Below are 17142 nucleotides of genomic sequence, written 5' to 3' on the forward strand. Positions count from 1 at the left end.
CCCTCCCCTGCTTCGCAAGGGAGGGGGCAAGAGCGATTACCGCAGGTTGATGATCGTCTGGGTGATCTGGTCCTGGGTCTGGATCATCTGCGCGTTGGCCTGGAAGTTGCGCTGGGCGCTGATCATGTTGACCAGCTCGGCGGTCTGGTCGACGTTGGAGGCCTCCAGCGCGCCGCCCTGGACCAGGCCGAAGTCCGAGGTGCCGGCCGCGCCGCGCACCGCCTGGCCCGAGGCGAAGGTCTCGGCGAAGGCGTTGTCGCCCTTCTGCTGCAGGCCTTGCGGGCTGGCGAAGCTGCTCAGGGCGACCTGGCCGATCGCCTTGGTCACGCCGTTGGAGTAGCTGGCCTGGACCACGCCCTCGGACGACACCGAGATGCCCGACAGGCTGCCGGTGCCGTAGCCGTCCTGGTTCAGCGCCGACACGGCGAACTTCTGCCCGTACTGCGCCGACTTGCTCAGGTCCAGGCTCAGCGCCATCGCGCCGGCGCCGCCGGGCGGGGTGTAGGCGGGCAGGGCGAGCTGGCCGTTGGCCGGGCTGACCAGCGCACCGCTGGAATCGTAGGTCAGCGTCTGCGCGCCGCCCACGCTGACCCCGTCGATCTGGGTCTGCACCGTCCATTCGTTGGCGTTGGCGGTCTTGCTGAAGTACAGCGACTGGGTGTGCGCCGCGCCCAGCGAGTCGTACACCGTCAGCGAGGTGGTCTGGCTGTAGGTGGTCGGGTCGGCGGCGTTGAACGGGCTGTTGGTCGGCGCGGTGGCGTTGCCGGGCAGGGTCACGCTGGCCTGGACCTTGGTGGTGACCTTGGGCGGCGCATCGCCGGTGGCCAGCTGCAGGTCGCTGAGCTTGCCGGTGTTGAAGGTGGTGCCGTCGTCGTTGGGCGCGAACACCTGCAGGCGCTGGCCGGACGGGTTGACCACGTAACCGCTGGCGTCGGTGCTGAAGTTGCCGGCGCGCGAATAGACCGTGGTGCCGTTGTCGGACAGGGTGAAGAAGCCCTGGCCGGAGACCGCCATGTCCAGCGAGTTGCCGGTGAAGTCGATGTTGCCCTGGGTGAACTGCTGGGCCACCCGCTGCAGGCGCGCGCCGGCGCCGGTGGCGTTGCTGGACACGCCATAGACCGAGGCGGCGAACACGTCGCCGAACTCGGCGCGGCTGCTCTTGAAGCCGGTGGTGTTGCTGTTGGCGATGTTGTTGGAAACGACGTTCAGGTCGGACGAGGCGGCGTTCATGCCGCTTAAGGAAATGCGGAAGCTCATGGAAGGTTCTCCGTGGAGGCGTGACGGTGAGAGGGATCAGCTGACGCGGCGGATCGAGGACAGCGGGAAGCCGCCCACGCCCGCCAGGTTCAGGGTCAGTCCGGTGGACTCGATCGAGACGCTGTCCACATGCGCCATCACCCCGATGTCCAGGGCGGTGGCGGATTTCATGTCGGCGGCGGCCACCGAGCCGGTCACCGCCTTGAGGGTGTAGGTGCCGGTGCCGGCGGCCGTGCCGCTGTCGGTCAGGCCGTCCCAGTGGAACGCGGTGGCGCCGGACGCCGCCGCCTCCACCTGCAGGGTGCGCACCACGTTGCCGTTGGCGTCGGTGACCTGCAGGGTGACCGGGCCGGCGGTGGCGGCGGTGATCTCGCCGTCCAGCGTGGTGCCGGCGGTGTGGGCGACCGAGGAGGCGGTGACCATCGCGTCGTGGCCGACCAGCGAGGCCGCGCGCAGGGTCTGGTCGGACTCCATGACGCTGGCCATCGAGCCCATCGCCGTCTGCATGCCCTCGATGCCCTGCACCGTGGAGAACTGCGCCAGCTGGCCCAGGAACTGCTGGCTGTCCAGCGGCTTGAGCGGGTCCTGGTTCTTCAGCTGCTCGGTCATCAGCTTGAGGAAATCGGCCTGGCCGAGCGCGCCGGTCGAGGCGTTCTTGTCGCTGGTGGACTTGGCCGTGTTGCTCAGGCCCAGGGCGGTGAGCTTGTCGGTGCTGGCGGTGGTGGTGACCATGTGTGCGTGTTGTCCTGGGAAGATCCGTTTTAGCGGCCCATGTTCAAGGTGGCGGTGGCTGTGTCCTTGGCGCTGTTGAAGACCTCCACGTTGGCCTGGTAGCTGCGCGTGGCCGAGATCAGGTCGACCATCTGCGCCACCGGATCGATGTCCGGCGCGTAGACGTAGCCATTGCCGTCGGCCAGCGGGTTGTCCGGCTCGTAGCGTTTGATCGGCGCGGCGTTGGAGTCCTGCACGGCGGCCGTGCGCACGCCGACCAGCGCCGGGTTGTTGCCGACCTGTTCGGTGGTGAACACCGGTTGCTTGGCGCGAAACACGCTGCTCGGGTCGCCGGAGACCGAGTCGGCGTTGGCCAGGTTGGAGGCCACGGTGCTCAGCCGCACCGACTGGGCGTTCATCGCCGAACCGGCGACGTCGAAGATGGGCAGGTTGCTCATGGCGGGACCTCGCTTACTGGCCGGTGATGGCGGTCAGCATCGACCGCACCTTGGATTCGATGAACGACAGCGAGGCCCGGTACTCCAGCGTGGCCTGGGCGTAGGCGGCGTTCTCGCGATCGCCGTCCACGGTGTTGCCGTCCAGGCTGGGCTGGCTGGACGGGCGGTAGAAATGCGCCGCCGCGCCGGCCTGGCCGATGGCGTTGCCGCCCTCCAGCGCGTTGGCGCCGGCCGGGGCCTGCAGGGCCGCGCCCAGGGCCGCGTTGAAGTCCAGGTCCTGCGCCTGGTAGCCGGGGGTGTCGGCGTTGGCGATATTCGAGGCCAACAGCTGCAGCCGCTGCTCGCGGATGGCCAGCGCAGTGCCGTGGATACCAAGGAAGTCGGACATGGGACGCTCCGGGGACGGATGTACGTCCAGGGCAAGGCAAGCGGCGTGCCACGCCCGGCGCGCAGGCGCGGGTGTCGGGATGCCGACGGCTTTGGTGTGCGGGGTCTCACGCGCCTACGCGCGCGAGCACTAATTGGGTTTGGTGCGGCGGCGCGTTCGGTACGGGCGCGCAGCGGCGAGCGCGTGTCAGGCGACGCGCTCGCCGCCGCCTTGCCAAAAATCCGGCACCTGCGACGCATTGCGCAGTTCGCGCTTCTCATCTCCCTCGCGCGCGTCTCGCGATGCGGGCCTTGGTCTCCTTCCCCAGCGATGCTGCTTGGCCCCCTCCCTTGCGAAGCAGGGGAGGGCTGGGGAGGGGTTGGCTTTTGATTTTGCTGTTGCTGTTGCCGTTGCTCCTTCTCGCCCATCACGAAAAAAGCAAAAGCAAAGGCACCCCTCCCCATCCCTCCCCTTCGCTTCGCGAAAGGGAGGGGGCGATCCCAGAGGACTGAAAGGGCATGGCCACGCCCCCACCGGCACAGGACTTGCACCCACCCCGCCATGAACCGATGCCTCGCTTCCGTCGTCCTGTCCCTGGCCGCGCTGGCGCCCGGCGATGGCCGTGCCGCCGATCTGCAGTCGCTCGACGCCGTGCGCGCCGCGGCGCTGCAGGCGGTCGGCGGCCCGCAGGCGCAGGGCGAGGCGCGTCTGGACAACGCCCTGCGGCTGGTGGCCTGCACCCAGCCCCTGCAGGCCGTGGCCCAGGGCACGCGCATGGCCCAGGTGCGCTGCGACGATGCCCCGGGCTGGAAGATCTTCGTCCCGGTGACCGTGCGCCGCGAGGCCGACGTGGTCGTGGCCGGCGGCCCGGTGCGCCCGGGCGAACCGGTGGCCAACGCCAACCTGGTCGTCCAGCGCCGCGATCTGGGCACCACCGAAGGCGCGGCCTTCGCCAGCCCCGAGCAGCTGACCGGCGCCATCGCCGCCCGCGCCCTGTCGGCCGGCGACATCGTCACCGCCGGCGACCTGCAGCAGGGCCAGCCGCTGCACCGCGGCGACCCGGTCGTGCTGGTCTCGCGCGTGGCCGGGGCGGAGATCCGCATGCCCGGCGTGGCCCTGGGCAACGCCCAGGCCGGCCAGCGCGTGGCCGTGCAGAACAGCGCCTCCAGCAAGGTGGTACGCGGCCGCGTATCGCTGGTCCCCGGCGAAGTGGACGTCGTCCAGTGAAGCTGAACAGGCACGTGACAAAATATGTCACCCAGGTCTCAAGTTCCTGCCTGGGACGCCGTTACCGGGTTCGACTGAAGCACTTCAGGAGTGCCCCATGAGCTACAAGATCGACGGACTGCCGCCGGCCGCACACGCCGCCACCGTCGCCGCCTCGCTGGCGGCCACGCGGGTCGGTGGCGCGCGCAACGAACCCATTTCCGCCACGGCCGAGACCGATCGCCTCAGCCTGACCGGCGACGCAGAAGGACTCAAGGCCATGGGACGTGAACTGGGATCGGCACCGGCGGGCATCGACATGGGCCGCGTCGCCGCGCTCAAGGACGCCATCGCCCACGGCCGCTACACGATCGACCCGCAGGCCATCGCCTCGCGCATGCTCGACCTGGACCGCGAGCTGGGAGGCTGACATGACGACCGCCACGCTCGACCACGGCCCGCTGGGCGCGCTGGAGCAGGCGCTGCAGGAAGAACGCCGCGCGCTGCTGGACAACGATGTGATGGCCCTGCTGGCTTCCACCGAGGCCAAGGTGCGCGCGCTGCGCCAGGCCGAGGCCAACCCGCCGCCGGCCGCCGCCGCCGAACGCCTGGACGATCTGCGTCGGCTCAACCAGGCCAACGGCGTGCTGCTGGCGCGCCGCCGCCGCGAAGTGGACTGGGCGCTGCGCCACCTCGGCCGCGTCGAATCCACCGGCACCTACAACGCCGCCGGCCTGGCCGGCACGCGCGCCCACGGGCGCAGCCTTGCCGTCGTCTGAGCGGCCTGCGGCCGTGCCTGTCCACGGGCGCGCCCCACCGCGCTCGGCAGGCGCAGCCACGCCCTGTACGCTGTGCGCCGTGTGCCTCGCCACGCGCCGCCTGGCTTCGCTGGTCACCGACTGACTGAACCGGTGCAAGCGGCTTCCCAAGCGCGCCGGCGGGCCCGAACCCGCCCGCCGTTGAGGAGTCGCCCGTGATGAAAGCCGTGCTGTCCGTCGCCCTGTGTGCCCTGGCCCTGGCAGGCTGCACCGACCAGGAGGCCCAGCGCCGCGAACAGGCCGCCCAGCAGGCCGCCGCGCAGGCCAAGGCCGCCGACGCGCTGGCCGCGCAGTTCGACCAGGCGTATACCGCGCAGAACTGGGACCTGGCCCGCGCCCACGGCAGCGCGCTGCTGCAGCAGTATCCCGACAGCCCGGCCGCGCAGAAGATCCAGGCGCAGTACGACCAGGCCAAGTCCAAGGCCGACGCCGCACGCGAACAGCGCCGCTTGGCCAACCTGTGGAACTACAACCAGGTGATGATCGGCAAGGGCGCCCAGGTCTCGGCCTCGATCATGAGCGCCGAGCCGCTGGACACCGACGGCAGCGGCCGCAAGCAGGACGTGCAGCTGGTGTTCCGCGACCATCCCGAGTGGAAGCGCAGCGCCTATCTGGTGCTCAAGGCCGGCGACTTCCCGTGCCTGAAGGGCTGCAAGGTCAAGGTCAGCGTCGACGACGGCAAGCCCAAGGCGATGGACGCCTGGCGCCCGGACACCGACGAGGCCATTGCCATGTTCATCGAGGACTACAAGGGCCTGTGGAAGCTGGCCGCGCAGGCCAAGACACTGAAGATCGAGTTCCCGGTCAAGGCCGGCGGCACGCGCACGGCCGAGTTCGAGACCGGCGGCCTGGATACGGCGCAGATGCCGGGGTGGGGCGGGAAGTAGGCGATTGGTCGTTGGCGGGGATCTGCTGGCTGGCGTCAGAAGCAAGCCATCCGGCCAGCCCTTATTCCCGCGAAAGCGTGAAGTGCTTCTTGGCAGGCGCATGTCTGACCATCCAGTGCCTTCGCCCTCCGGTGCGAGCCCTCGCAAAAGTCCCTGGATTCCCGCGTTCGCGGGAATGACGCGAGTGGGGGCTTCGCTGGCGTCGGGGTTGAAGGCGGTGAGTGCGAAGGGCGCTGATGCGCCTGCGGCATCTGCTCATGGTCGATGCTTATCACCGCGCCGCGCGCGGCGTGATGCACTGGCCGGCCTCGATCTGCCCGGGAGCCGCCCTTGATCCGCGTGCCTGGCGATGCCCTCGCCATTTCGCCCCGTTCCTGCCACGCCGCGTCCCCGTTCAGGCGCATCGCGGCCCGATGTCGCGGGCCCACGGCCTGCCCGCGACCCGCGCTTTCGACGATTGGGCTATACAGCCCGGCCGGCGCGGGCGACTAAAGTCCTGCACACGTCATCTGGCTGACAAAGCCGTCACACCCGCATGCCACGCGGCCAAACGCCGCGCCTGGGCATGCACAAGCACATTGGGAGAGAACATGAAGCGGACACTGCTCACCGCAGGTCTTCTGTGCGCCGCGGGCGCTGCGAGCGCGGCGGACTGGCCGACCAGCTACAAATTCGACAACGGCGGGCAGCTGGGCATCACCGGCAACTTCGCCTACGACCAGAACCACTTCAGCGGCGACGACGCGCGCTTCGAGAACGCCGACGACATGCGGCGCAAGGAGTTCGGCGCGTTCTACAAGCTCGATGGCGTGTTCGAGATCGGCGCCCAGTACGACTACCAGTCGCACCTGTGGCTTGACGTGGCCGCGCGCTTCCAGACCAAGGCCTGGTTCGGCAAGGACTACGGCGCCATCCGCGTGGGCTATTTCAAGACCCCGATCGGCCTGGACTCGGTCGGCGCCTCGCGCACCATCTCCTTCCTGGAAGCGCCGCTGGCCACCCAGGCCATCTACGAAGGCCGGCGCACCGGCGTGGAGTGGTCGCTGACCCGCAAGACCTGGAACGTGCAGCTGCAGGCGCTGTCCGGCGCGACGATGGAAGGCACCAACTCCGGCACGACGATGGCGGGGCACTTCGCCTGGACGCCGCACAAGGCCGAGGGCGATGTCATCCACCTGGGCGTGGGCTATTCGGTCGAGAACCCGGACGCCACCTCCACCCGCGTGCGCACCAAGATCGAGGCCGGCCTGACCGACACGCGCCTGATCGACAGCGGCGCCCTGCCGGGCACCACCCATATCGAACGCGGCGGCCTGGAGTTCATCCGCATCGCCGGCCCGTTCACCGTGCTGGCCGAGCACCTGGAGGAACAGGTCGCGCGCGATGGCTACAGCGACTTCCACGCCCAGGGCAACACCGTCTACGGCAGCTGGATCGTCACCGGCGAGTCGCGCCCGTACAACGGCACGCTCGGCAACGTCGTGCCCAAGAACCCCGCCGGCGCCGTGGAACTGCTGCTGCGCTACAGCGACCTGGACCTCAACGACGCAGGCATCCGAGGCGGCTACCAGCACGACTGGACCGTGGGCGCCAACTACTACTACTCCAAGCACTTCAAGGTGCAGGCCAACTACATCAAGGCCTACAGCCGCCGCGCCGGCGTGGAAGTCGACCCCAACGCCTTCGAAGTGCGCGCGCAGGTGATGTTCTAAGCACGCCGCGCCGCGTTCTTCGACGTGGAAGAGAGCGGGCCTTCGGGCCCGCTTTTTTTGTTCCTCACGGAGTGCGCAGACGCGAATCAGCTGATGGCACGCGAGCAGGTCGGTGAGCCGACTTCGCCGCCTAGCCTCGACGCATGGATCAGCACCTCCTTCCACCCCAAGGCGTGGGCAAGCGCTTTGCCCCCTCCCTTTCGCCGCAGGCGAAGGGGAGGGCCGGGGTGGGGTGCTGTTGCTCTTCGCTTCTGTGGCTTGCCCGGTAAAGCCCCAACCCCTCCCCATCCCTCCCCTGCGCTGCGCGCAAGGGAGGGGGCCTCAAGTCGATAACTTCCCGTAGCTGATCGCGTTGTGCGCCAGGAAGGGCGGCTCGAACAACCACGCAACCCGGAGCCTTGTGACTTAACGCTCGAGGCAGCGGTCCGGCGGGCGGGGGCCGCGCCTAGCGAGGCAGGACGCCGAGCGCCCGAATCAGGGCAGGATGCCCTGATTGAGGGAAAAGCGGCCCCCGCCCGCCGGACCGCTGCCCTTCCGAAGTCAAAGCGCCGACGCCACTTGGTCCGCCGAAAGCGAGCAGCGTGGCTACCTCGCCCCCGCGCTGCCGCTCAAGAAGCCAACCGCGACGACAGGTTGCGCAGCTTGATCGAGGTCGAGCGCGCCGCGTAACCCCACAGCCGCGGCGTGGTGGCCAGGTCCAGCACCGCCGCGGCGCGGCCCCCGTAGAGATCGGCCTTGATCTGTTCGAACTGCTGCAGCCCCTGCGCCCCCTGCTTGCAGCGCGCCAGCGCCCGCCGCAGCTCGGGCGACAGACGATCGCGATAGGCGTGCAGCAGATGGTCCACGTTGCGCAGCACCGGCTGCAGATTCATCACCGTGCGCGAATGCGGCGAGCGCGTCCTGGACACCTCGCTGTACGGCAGGGTGTACACGTAGTACGCCTCCGGCACGATGACCACGCTGGCGCCTTCCAGCAGGCAGCGGATGTGCAGATCGAAGTCCTCCCCGATCTTGCAGGCCGGGTCGTAGCGCAGCGCACGCGCCTGCAGGAACTCGCGGCGCACGATCGGCTTGATCACCGGAAAATAGGCGGCGATCCGCCCCGACAGGATTTCGCGCACCTTGGGCACGTTGTCGGAATTGCGCAGGAACGTCGCCGCATCCAGCCGCATCGGCGCGTCTCCCGGATTGAACGCCATCACCCCGACGTTGCGATCCAGATGCACATCGCGCAGCCACTGGTTGTCGCCGACCACGTCCAGCGCCTGCGCATCGGCCAGCGCGACCAGCCGCTCCAGCCGCTCCGGCAGCAGCGCATCGTCGGCATCCAGGAACGCGAGATAGCGCCCGCGCGCCTGATCGATGCCCGTGTTGCGCGCCACCGCCACGCCCCCGTTGCGCGCCTGCGTGAAGACCCGGATGCGCGCGTCCTGCGCGGCCAACGCCTGAGCCGTGGCCAGCGTGTCGTCGCCCGAGGCGTCGTCGACGATGAGAATCTCGAAATCCTGCAGCGTCTGCTGCTGCACCGAGGCCACCGCACGGCCGATGAACTCGGCCGCGCGGTAGGCGGGAATGACGATCGAAACCAGAGGGGCCATGGGGGAGGGCTGCCTATGCGTGGGGGAGGGGTTTGCGAACCAGGTGCGCGCGCAGGACCGAACTGCCCAGCGCCGCGGCGGCCATCACGCACAGGCCCATCGCGCTCAGCGCCAGGAAGATCTCCAGCCGACCCAGGCCCATGACCCAGTGCCGCCCGAGCCCGTACAGCACGGCCAGCGTCACCAGCGCACAGGCGGCGATCGGCAGCAGATCCTGGCGCATCCAGGCGCCATAGAGGCCCGGCACCAGCCGCCGCTGCACCACCGGCGGATAGGCCACAAAGGTCACCACCTGCACGGCGCAGGTGGACAGCGCCGTGCCCATCGCCCCGTAGCGGTAGGCCGACCAGGCGATCAGCGGCGCCCCCAGCACGGCCTGCACCGTGCTCACCCGCAGGTTCAGGCGCAGGTCGCCGAAGGCGTACTGCAGGTAGTACTGGTAGGAGGTAAAGGTGAGGAACGCGATGCCGACCATGTACCAGAACAGGATCGGGGCGGCCCACTGCGCCGCGGCCAGGTTGCCGGTCCAGGCGTACATGAGCTCCTCGCCGAACACCGCCACCATGCCGGTCAGGGGAATCATCACCACCGCGGTGAGCTGGGTGGCGCTGCGGTACAGGCGCACCAGCGGCCCGATCTCCCCGCGCGAGTGCAGATAGGTCAGACGCGGGATCAGCGCACTGCTGATCGGCGAGGCCGCCAGGATCACCGCCCCGCACAGCGCGGTGACCAGCGAGAAATAGCCGTAGTCGGTCAGCGGCAGCAGGCCGGACAGCAGCAGCCGGTCCAGCTGCGACAGCAGCATCCACAGCACCGAGGTATAGGCCACGCTCAGGCCGAAGGGCAGGGCGGCCACCAGCGGCGCCCGGGCGAAGCGCAGGCCGATGCGCATGGCCGTGGCCGGAAACACCTGGTAGCTGCGCCAGGCCAGCACCAGCGGCTCGACCACGGCCACCACCAGCTGGAACAGGAAGAACGCCAGCGGCGTGGGGCTGACGAACTTCAGCACCGCCAGCGACCCCAGCGCCTTGACCAGCGCCAGCACGATGTTGATGGCGTTGAGCGAGACCTGCGCCTCCATGCCGTTGAGCGCGGTGCGGTAGATCGAGGCGAAGAAGCGCAGGCCGATCATCCAGCCCATCAGCGCCACGCACAGACTGACCTGGCCCGGGTCCAGCGTCTGCACCTTGAACCAGTGCGCGCCGATCAGCGGACTGGCCGCACTCATCGCCAGCCCGGTCACCAGCGCGATGCCGGCGAAGATCAGCTCGACGCTGCGCAGGATCCGGCGGAAGTCCGTGAAGCCCTCCGCCGTGGCGCGCGCACGCGCCACCTCGCGGTTGAGCATCGGCGACAGCCCCACGTCCAGCAGCCCCAGCCACAGCTGCAGCACCACGAAGAACCCGACCAGGCCATAGGCCTCGGCCCCCAGGTACTTCAGATAGAACGGCACGAACACGATGCCGACCAGCGTCGAGACACCCTGCCCCAGATAGTTGGCCAGCGCATTCATGCGCACGGAGGGGGAGCGGGTCATGGAATCCAGGTGTGGCCGAAAGCTGCGAGAGAACATAACGCGCGGACCGGTCTTTTTAGGACGCCGTCGCACGAATCTGTAACGTCCTGACAAAAAGGGGTTCTTGGCCGAGGCAGCGTGAGGTCCGCGTACGCGCCCAGCCCCCTCCCTTTCGCCGCAGGCGAAGGGGAGGGCCGGGGAGGGGTGCTTTTGCTTTTGCTCTTGCTTCGGTGGCTCGCCCGGTAAAGCCCCAACCCCTCCCCATCCCTCCCCTGCGCTGCGCGCAAGGGAGGGGGCTTAAACCGAAGTCCTGTGACCTGACGCGCGCGGCTGCGGGCCGGCGGGCGGGGGCCGCGCCTCGCGAGGCAGGACGCCGAGCGCCCGAATCAGGGCAGGATGCCCTGATTGAGGGATAAGCGGCCCCCGCCCGCCGGACTGCTGCCCTTCCGAAGCCAGAGCGCTCTAAACCGCCGCGATCCCCAAGCCGAAGGAAGAACCAAAACAAAGGGCGGCCCAAAGGCCGCCCCTTCACACCCAGGCCGCGACCAGCGCAGCCCCTACAGCGCGTAGCCGAACTGCTGCTTGAACTGGTCGTTGAACTCGTCGAAGTCGAAACGCTGGTTCTGCGTGCCCGGATGCTCGACCTTGAGCGCGCCCATCAGATTGCCCATGCGGCCGATGGTCAGCCAGTCGCAGCCACGCTCGATGCCGAAGATCAGCCCCGCGCGGAACGCATCGCCGCAGCCGGTCGGGTCCACCACCCGGCGCTCGTGCGCCGGCGGAATGTCGTAGGTCTTGCCCGGCGTATGCACCAGCGCCCCCTTGGGGCCCTGCGTGGTGATGTAGGCCTCCACCCGCGAGACGATGTCCTGCTCGTTCCAGCCGGTGCGCTCCTGCAGCAGATTGGACTCGTAGTCGTTGACGACCACGTAGTTGGCCTGCTCGATGAAGGTGCGCAGCTCCTCGCCGTTGAACAGCGGCATCGCCTGGCCCGGATCGAAGATGAAGCGGATCCCGCCTTCGGCGAACTCCTGGGAGTTCTGCAGCATGCCTTCGCGCCCGTCGGGCCCGACCAGCCCGATGGTCACCCCGGGCACGTCCTTCACGTGGTTCTCGTAGGACCGCATCATCGCCCCCGGATGGAAGGCGGTGATCTGGTTGTTGTCGTGATCGGTGGTGATGAACGCCTGGGGCGTGAACAGCTCATCGATCACCTTCACACAGGACAGATCGATGCCGAGCGACTCGAAATGCTCCCGGTACGGCCCGAAGTCCTGGCCCACCGTGCCCATCGGCAGCGGCTTGCCGCCCAGCAGATGCAGGTTGTAGGCGATGTTGCCGGCGCAGCCGCCGAACTCGCGGCGCATGCGCGGGACCAGGAAGGACACATTCAGGATGTGCACCTTGTCCGGCAGGATGTGGTTCTTGAACTGGTCCGGAAACACCATGATGGTGTCGTAGGCGAGGGAACCACAGATCAGTGCGGACATTGGCTCGTGTCTGGCTGGCGTTGGCGCGGCCGGCCGGCGCGGGTCGCACGCGGCAGGCTCGGGATAAGAGGAACCGACCCGACCGGGGCGGCAAACGGCGACAAGGGTATCGTCTGGGGCCGGGCAGGGCCAGACGCGCGTGCAGCGGCCGACCCGCCGAAGGTGGCCGAGGGCCTTGTTCAGCCAGCGATTTTCCTTGTATGGCGCAGGGGGGATTGCTAGGCTAGCCGACCCCTTTTTTGCCCATTTTTTCGCCAGCGGCGCAGGGCATTCGCACTTCTTTCGAAGGATCTGGTCCCCCGATGTTCAAAAAGCTGCGCGGCATGTTCTCCAACGACCTGTCCATCGACCTGGGCACGGCCAATACCCTGATCTACGTGCGCGGCCAGGGCATCGTGCTCAACGAACCCTCGGTGGTCGCCGTGCGCCAGGACCGCGCCATCGGCGGCACCCGCTCGGTCGCCGCGGTCGGCTCGGAGGCCAAGCAGATGCTGGGCCGCACCCCCGGCCACATCACCACCATCCGCCCGATGAAGGACGGCGTCATCGCCGACTTCACCTACACCGAGGCGATGCTCAAGTACTTCATCAAGAAGGTGCACAAGTCGCGCGTGCTGCGCCCCTCGCCGCGCGTGCTGGTGTGCGTGCCGGCCGGCAGCACCCAGGTCGAGCGCCGCGCGATCAAGGAATCGGCCGAGGAGGCCGGCGCCCGCGACGTCTACCTGATCGAGGAACCGATGGCCGCGGCGATCGGCGCGGGCCTGCCGGTGACCGAGGCGCGCGGTTCGATGGTCATCGACATCGGCGGCGGCACCACCGAGGTGGCGGTGATCTCGCTCAACGGCATCGTCTACTCGCAGTCGGTGCGCATCGGCGGCGACAAGTTCGACGAGTCGATCACCAACTACGTGCGCCGCAACCACGGCATGCTGATCGGCGAGGCCACCGCCGAGCGGATCAAGGTCGAGCTGGGCTGCGCCTACCCGCCGCCGGTGGTGGAGGAGATGGAGATCTCCGGCCGCAACCTGGCCGAGGGCGTGCCCAAGATGATCCGGATCAACTCCAACGAGGTCCTCGAGGCCCTGCACGAGCCGCTGTCGGGCATCGTCAGCGCGGTCAAGCTGGCCCTGGAGCAGACCCCGCCGGAGCTGTGCGCCGACGTGGCCGAGCGCGGCATCGTGCTGACCGGCGGCGGCGCCCTGCTGCGCGACCTGGACAAGCTGATCTCCGAGGAAACCGGCCTGCACGTGCAGGTCGCCGACGATCCGCTGACCTGCGTGGCCCGCGGCGGCGGCCGCGCGCTGGAGCTGGTGGACATGCACGGCAACGAGTTCTTCGCGCCGGAATGAGAGCAGCGCAGGGAGCGGAGTCCAGGGGCCAGCGGCCAGTGCAAGGCGCCTGATCGTTCGTTTCCCTTGCGCGCGCCGTCGGTGCCGCCCGCGTTCGCTGTTTCCTGATCCCTGGCCTCCGACCCCTGGCCCCTGCCGAGTTCATGCCTTCCTACGCCGGCCCTCCCGTAGCCCCCCGTCCGGGCGAGATCGCCAGCTCCCTGCGGCTGCTGGCGTACCTGGCGCTGGGCGTGGCGCTGGTGATCCTGGACCACCGCGGCGGCTGGCTGGCCCAGGCCAGGCAGCAGCTGGGCCTGGCCGCGCAACCGCTGTGGTGGGTGGCCGGGCTGCCCGGCAAGCTGGGCGCGCGCCTGCAGGATGACGCGGCCACGCTGGGCCAGCTGACCGAGGAAAACCGCCGCCTGCGCGACGAGCTGCTGATCTCCAACGCGCGCCTGACCCGGCTGAGCGCGGCGGTGGCCGACAACGCCCAGCTGCGCGCCCTGCTGGGCGCGGCCGGCAACCGCGGCCTGGACGTACAGCTGGCCGCGGTGCTCAACATCGACCTGGACCCGACCCGGCAGCGCCTGGTGATCGACGCCGGCAGCCGCGACGGCGTGCACGTGGGCCAGCCGGTGATCGACGCCGGCGGCCTGCTCGGCCAGATCGTGCAGGTGATGCCGACCTATTCCACCGTGCTGCTCCTGACCGACCCGGACCACGCCGTGCCGGTGATGGTCCAGCGCAGCGGCGTGCGCCTGCTGGCCTCCGGCAACGGCCGCAGCGACCAGCTGCAGCTGGTCAATGTGCCGCTAAACGCCGACATCAAGGACGGCGATGTGGTGGTGACCTCCGGACTGGGCGGGCGCTTCCCGCCCGGCTTCCCAGTCGGCACCGTGGCCGACCTGCACGCCGACGACAGCCGCACCTTCCTGGTCGGCGAGCTGCGTCCGGCCGCGCACCTGGACCGCGGGCGCAATGTGCTGCTGCTCAAGGCCGCCGCGGCGGTGCCGGCGGTTCCCAATGTCGGGATGCCAGGCGAGGGACCGGAGGCCGGGGGCCAGGAGCCGGCGAAAGGCAACGGCAAGGTCAGCGGCAAGAACGACGGCGGTGGCGTGGCAGGCGCGACCACTTCGCAGCCCTCGGCATCTGCCGCTTCCGCGCCTCGCCCGGCACCTGGCGCCCAGCCCGCAACCCCAACTCCCGGCGCCTCCGCTTCTGCCCCGGCCGCAGGCGCACGCTCCCCGAGCCCGGCGCCTGACGCCTCTGCCTCTTCCCCGGCCCCCGCCTCTGCGCAGGAGCCCCGCCCATGAGCCGCCAGCGCAAGGGCTGGGTGCTGCCGGTGAGCGTGCTGGTGGCGCTGTTGCTGGCCCTGCTGCCGCTGCCGCCGCTGCTGCAGCCGCTGCGGCCGTACTGGCTGGCGCTGGTGCTGGCCTACTGGGTGATCGAGCAACCCGAGCGGGTCGGGCTGGGCTTCGTGTTCGTGGTCGGGCTGATCGCCGACATCAGCTTTGGGGGCCTGCTGGGCGAACAGGCGCTGCGGCTGGTGGTGATGGCCTTCATCCTGCAGCGCTTCCGCGCGCGGCTGCGCTTCTTCCCGCTCTCCCAGCAGGCGCTGGCGCTGGGCGGCCTGCTGCTCAACGACCGCATCGTCGCCAGTGCGATCCATCTGGCCATCGGCGAGCCGCTGCTACCCTGGGCCTACTGGTGGGCGCCGCTGATCGGCATGGCGCTGTGGCCGCCGGTGTTCGTGCTGCTCGACGCGCTGCGCCTGGGCCGGCGTTCCTGAGCGGGCAACCCTGACCATGTCGCGTCGCCGCCCGCTCAAGAATGCCCATGCCGAGGCCGACCAGTTCCGCCGGCGCGCGGCGCTGGGCTTCCTGGGCGTGTTCGTCTGCCTGGCCGGGCTGGGCGCGTGGTACTTCAAGCTGCAGGTGCTCGATCACGCCGAGTACGCCACGCGCTCGGAGGCCAACCGCATCAAGCTGCGCCCGGTGGTGCCGGCGCGCGGCAGCATCTACGACCGCAACGGCGTGTTGCTGGCCGAGAACATCCCGGCCTTCCGCCTGGACGTGGTGCCCGACCAGGCCGGCGATCCGGCCGAGTGGCTGGACGCGCTGGGCAAGGTGGTGGCGCTGGATCCGGAGGAGGTCAAGCACTTCCTGGCCGTGCGCAAGGTCAGCCGCGGGTTTCGCGGCATCACCATCAAGCCCAAGCTGAGCGAGGAGGAGATCGCCGCGCTGGCGGTGGATCGCTGGCGCTTCCCGGGCGTGGAAGTGGTGCCCTACCTGACCCGCCACTACCCCTACGGCCCGCTGCTGGCGCACGTCATCGGCTACGTCGGGCGCGTGGACGAGGCCGACCTGGCGCAGCTCGGTGAAGGCAACTCGGCGCTGACCCATGTCGGCAAGACCGGCCTGGAGCGCTATTACGAGCAGCAGCTGCGCGGCAAGGTCGGCTACGAGAAGGTCGAGACCAACGTGGAAGGCCGCGCCCTGGGCGTGGTCGGGCGCGTGCCGGCCCAGGCCGGCACCGACCTGAAGCTGTCCATCGACATCAAGCTGCAGCAGGCCATGACCGAGGCCTTCGGCCAATACGAGGGCGCGGCGGTGGCGATGGACCCGCGCACCGGGCAGATTCTGGGCATGGTCAGCCTGCCCAGCTACGACACCAACCTGTTCGTCAACGGCATCTCCACCCGCGACTTCAAGGCGCTCAACGAGAACCCCTCGCGCCCGCAGTTCAACCGGCTGGTGCTGGGCGGCGTGGCGCCGGGCTCGACCATCAAGCCGCTGATGGGCCTGGCCGGGCTGGACAGCGGCACGCGCCGGCCGCAGGACAAGATCCTGTCCACCGGCATGTTCTACCTGCCCGGCGTCAGCCGCGGCTGGGGCGACTCGCACCGCGGCGGCCATGGCTGGACCGACCTGCGCAAGTCCATCGCGCAGTCGGTCAACACCTACTACTACAAGCTCGCCGTGGACATGGGCATCACCCAGGTCGACGCGTACATGACCAAGTACGGCTTCGGCGCGCCCACCGGCATCGACCTGGCCGGGGAGATCGGCGGCATCGTGCCGTCGCCGGCCTACAAGATGAAGAGCCGCAAGGAGGCCTGGTATCCCGGCGATACGGTCAACATCGCCATCGGCCAAGGCGACTGGAAGGTCACCCCGCTGCAGCTGGTGCGCGCCATCTCCGGCGTGGCCGACGGCCAGCTGCGCACCCCGCGCCTGGTGATGGACACGCGCAACGGCTTCGACCAGCCCTGGCAGCCGATCGCGCCCGGCCCGACCAAGCCGATCAGCGATCGCCCGGACAATCTGCAGTGGGTGCGCGAGGGCATGATGGACACCATGCGCCCGGGCGGCAGCGGCTATGCCATCGCCGTCGGCGCGCCGTACCAGATGGCCGGCAAGACCGGCACCGCGCAGGTGGTCAGCCGCAAGGGACTGGCCGCGGTGGATCCGCGCAGCCTGCCCATGCACCTGCGTCACCGCTCGCTGTTCGAGGGCTTCGCTCCCGCCCAGGCGCCGACCATTGCCCTGGCCATCGCAGTGGAGGGCGGCGGCTACGGCGCCAGCACCGCCGCGCCGATCGCGCGCAAGATCTTCGACGCCTGGCTGCTGGGCAAGATGCCGGGCGACACGCCGGACGCGCCGGACATCGTCGTGCCCGAGGACGGCACCGACACCGGCGCCGCGCCGCCGGCCCCGTCCGAGATTCCGGGCGCGCCCGGACCGACTCCGCCGCCGCCACCGGCCGTCGCGCCGGTGCCGGCCGAGGCGCCGCGC

The 17142-nt window shown here is 69.6% G+C and carries 15 protein-coding genes and 1 pseudogene; 9 read left to right on the plus strand and 7 right to left on the minus strand.

Annotation, left to right across the window (positions count from 1 at the left end; all coding sequences use genetic code 11):
- Positions 1 to 36: 36 nt before the first annotated feature.
- Genes flgE through flgB form a run of 4 tightly spaced genes read right to left on the minus strand, consistent with a single transcriptional unit; the run spans position 37 to position 2814 of the window.
- On the minus strand, positions 37 to 1257 hold the full coding sequence (gene flgE, locus QE438_RS18755) for a flagellar hook protein FlgE (protein ID WP_306993450.1): 1221 nt from the start codon (positions 1255 to 1257) through the stop codon (positions 37 to 39).
- Positions 1258 to 1293: 36 nt separating this feature from the next.
- Positions 1294 to 1989, minus strand: coding sequence for a flagellar hook capping FlgD N-terminal domain-containing protein (locus QE438_RS18760; RefSeq protein WP_306993448.1), 696 nt, complete (start codon positions 1987 to 1989; stop codon positions 1294 to 1296).
- A gap of 29 nt (positions 1990 to 2018) precedes the next feature.
- Positions 2019 to 2426: a flagellar basal body rod protein FlgC gene (flgC, locus tag QE438_RS18765; RefSeq protein ID WP_306993446.1), complete on the minus strand. Its 408-nt coding sequence runs from the start codon at positions 2424 to 2426 to the stop codon at positions 2019 to 2021.
- A 13-nt stretch (positions 2427 to 2439) separates the two neighbouring features.
- Positions 2440 to 2814 carry a flagellar basal body rod protein FlgB gene (gene flgB, locus QE438_RS18770; protein WP_130515602.1) on the minus strand — a complete coding sequence of 125 codons (375 nt, stop codon included), beginning with the start codon at positions 2812 to 2814 and terminating at the stop codon, positions 2440 to 2442.
- A 540-nt stretch (positions 2815 to 3354) separates the two neighbouring features.
- On the opposite strand from flgB, the gene flgA reads away from it, so the two are divergent.
- The 5 genes from flgA to QE438_RS18795 all read left to right on the plus strand — a co-directional run bounded on the left by flgA (position 3355) and on the right by QE438_RS18795 (position 7416).
- Positions 3355 to 4020 carry a flagellar basal body P-ring formation chaperone FlgA gene (gene flgA, locus QE438_RS18775; RefSeq protein WP_306993445.1) on the plus strand — a complete coding sequence of 222 codons (666 nt, stop codon included), beginning with the start codon at positions 3355 to 3357 and terminating at the stop codon, positions 4018 to 4020.
- A gap of 97 nt (positions 4021 to 4117) precedes the next feature.
- Positions 4118 to 4429 carry a flagellar biosynthesis anti-sigma factor FlgM gene (gene flgM, locus QE438_RS18780; RefSeq protein ID WP_130515606.1) on the plus strand — a complete coding sequence of 104 codons (312 nt, stop codon included), beginning with the start codon at positions 4118 to 4120 and terminating at the stop codon, positions 4427 to 4429.
- Between the two features lies 1 nt (position 4430).
- Positions 4431 to 4778 (plus strand): flagellar protein FlgN, encoded by a 348-nt coding sequence (locus QE438_RS18785; RefSeq protein WP_130515608.1) that lies wholly within the window; start codon positions 4431 to 4433, stop codon positions 4776 to 4778.
- Positions 4779 to 4975: 197 nt separating this feature from the next.
- Positions 4976 to 5704: a hypothetical protein gene (locus QE438_RS18790; RefSeq protein ID WP_306993442.1), complete on the plus strand. Its 729-nt coding sequence runs from the start codon at positions 4976 to 4978 to the stop codon at positions 5702 to 5704.
- 590 nt (positions 5705 to 6294) lie between these two features.
- Positions 6295 to 7416, plus strand: a complete 1122-nt coding sequence (locus QE438_RS18795; protein WP_165403053.1) for a porin — start codon at positions 6295 to 6297, stop codon at positions 7414 to 7416.
- Between the two features lie 608 nt (positions 7417 to 8024).
- Here QE438_RS18795 and QE438_RS18800 read toward each other — a convergent pair.
- From QE438_RS18800 to QE438_RS18810, 3 genes are all read right to left on the minus strand, one after another.
- Positions 8025 to 9014 (minus strand): glycosyltransferase family 2 protein, encoded by a 990-nt coding sequence (locus tag QE438_RS18800; RefSeq protein ID WP_306993440.1) that lies wholly within the window; start codon positions 9012 to 9014, stop codon positions 8025 to 8027.
- A gap of 13 nt (positions 9015 to 9027) precedes the next feature.
- On the minus strand, positions 9028 to 10551 hold the full coding sequence (locus QE438_RS18805) for an oligosaccharide flippase family protein (protein WP_306993438.1): 1524 nt from the start codon (positions 10549 to 10551) through the stop codon (positions 9028 to 9030).
- 536 nt (positions 10552 to 11087) lie between these two features.
- Positions 11088 to 12020, minus strand: coding sequence for a carbohydrate kinase family protein (locus QE438_RS18810; RefSeq protein WP_130523238.1), 933 nt, complete (start codon positions 12018 to 12020; stop codon positions 11088 to 11090).
- A 302-nt stretch (positions 12021 to 12322) separates the two neighbouring features.
- Between QE438_RS18810 and QE438_RS18815 the strand changes: the two genes are divergently transcribed.
- The 4 genes and pseudogenes from QE438_RS18815 to mrdA all read left to right on the plus strand — a co-directional run.
- Positions 12323 to 13369: a rod shape-determining protein gene (locus QE438_RS18815; RefSeq protein WP_130515619.1), complete on the plus strand. Its 1047-nt coding sequence runs from the start codon at positions 12323 to 12325 to the stop codon at positions 13367 to 13369.
- Between the two features lie 143 nt (positions 13370 to 13512).
- Entirely contained in the window at positions 13513 to 14661 is a 1149-nt protein-coding gene (mreC, locus tag QE438_RS18820) for a rod shape-determining protein MreC (protein WP_306993436.1), read from the plus strand.
- Positions 14658 to 15137, plus strand: coding sequence for a rod shape-determining protein MreD (gene mreD / locus QE438_RS18825; protein ID WP_306993434.1), 480 nt, complete (start codon positions 14658 to 14660; stop codon positions 15135 to 15137). The genes mreC and mreD overlap by 4 nt, the downstream gene beginning before the upstream one ends.
- A gap of 16 nt (positions 15138 to 15153) precedes the next feature.
- Positions 15154 to 16989: pseudogene (mrdA, locus tag QE438_RS18830) on the plus strand (penicillin-binding protein 2); the annotation flags it as partial.
- Positions 16990 to 17142: the final 153 nt, after the last annotated feature.

The organism is Pseudoxanthomonas sp. SORGH_AS_0997, from assembly GCF_031453535.1.
GTDB lineage: Bacteria > Pseudomonadota > Gammaproteobacteria > Xanthomonadales > Xanthomonadaceae > Pseudoxanthomonas_A > Pseudoxanthomonas_A winnipegensis.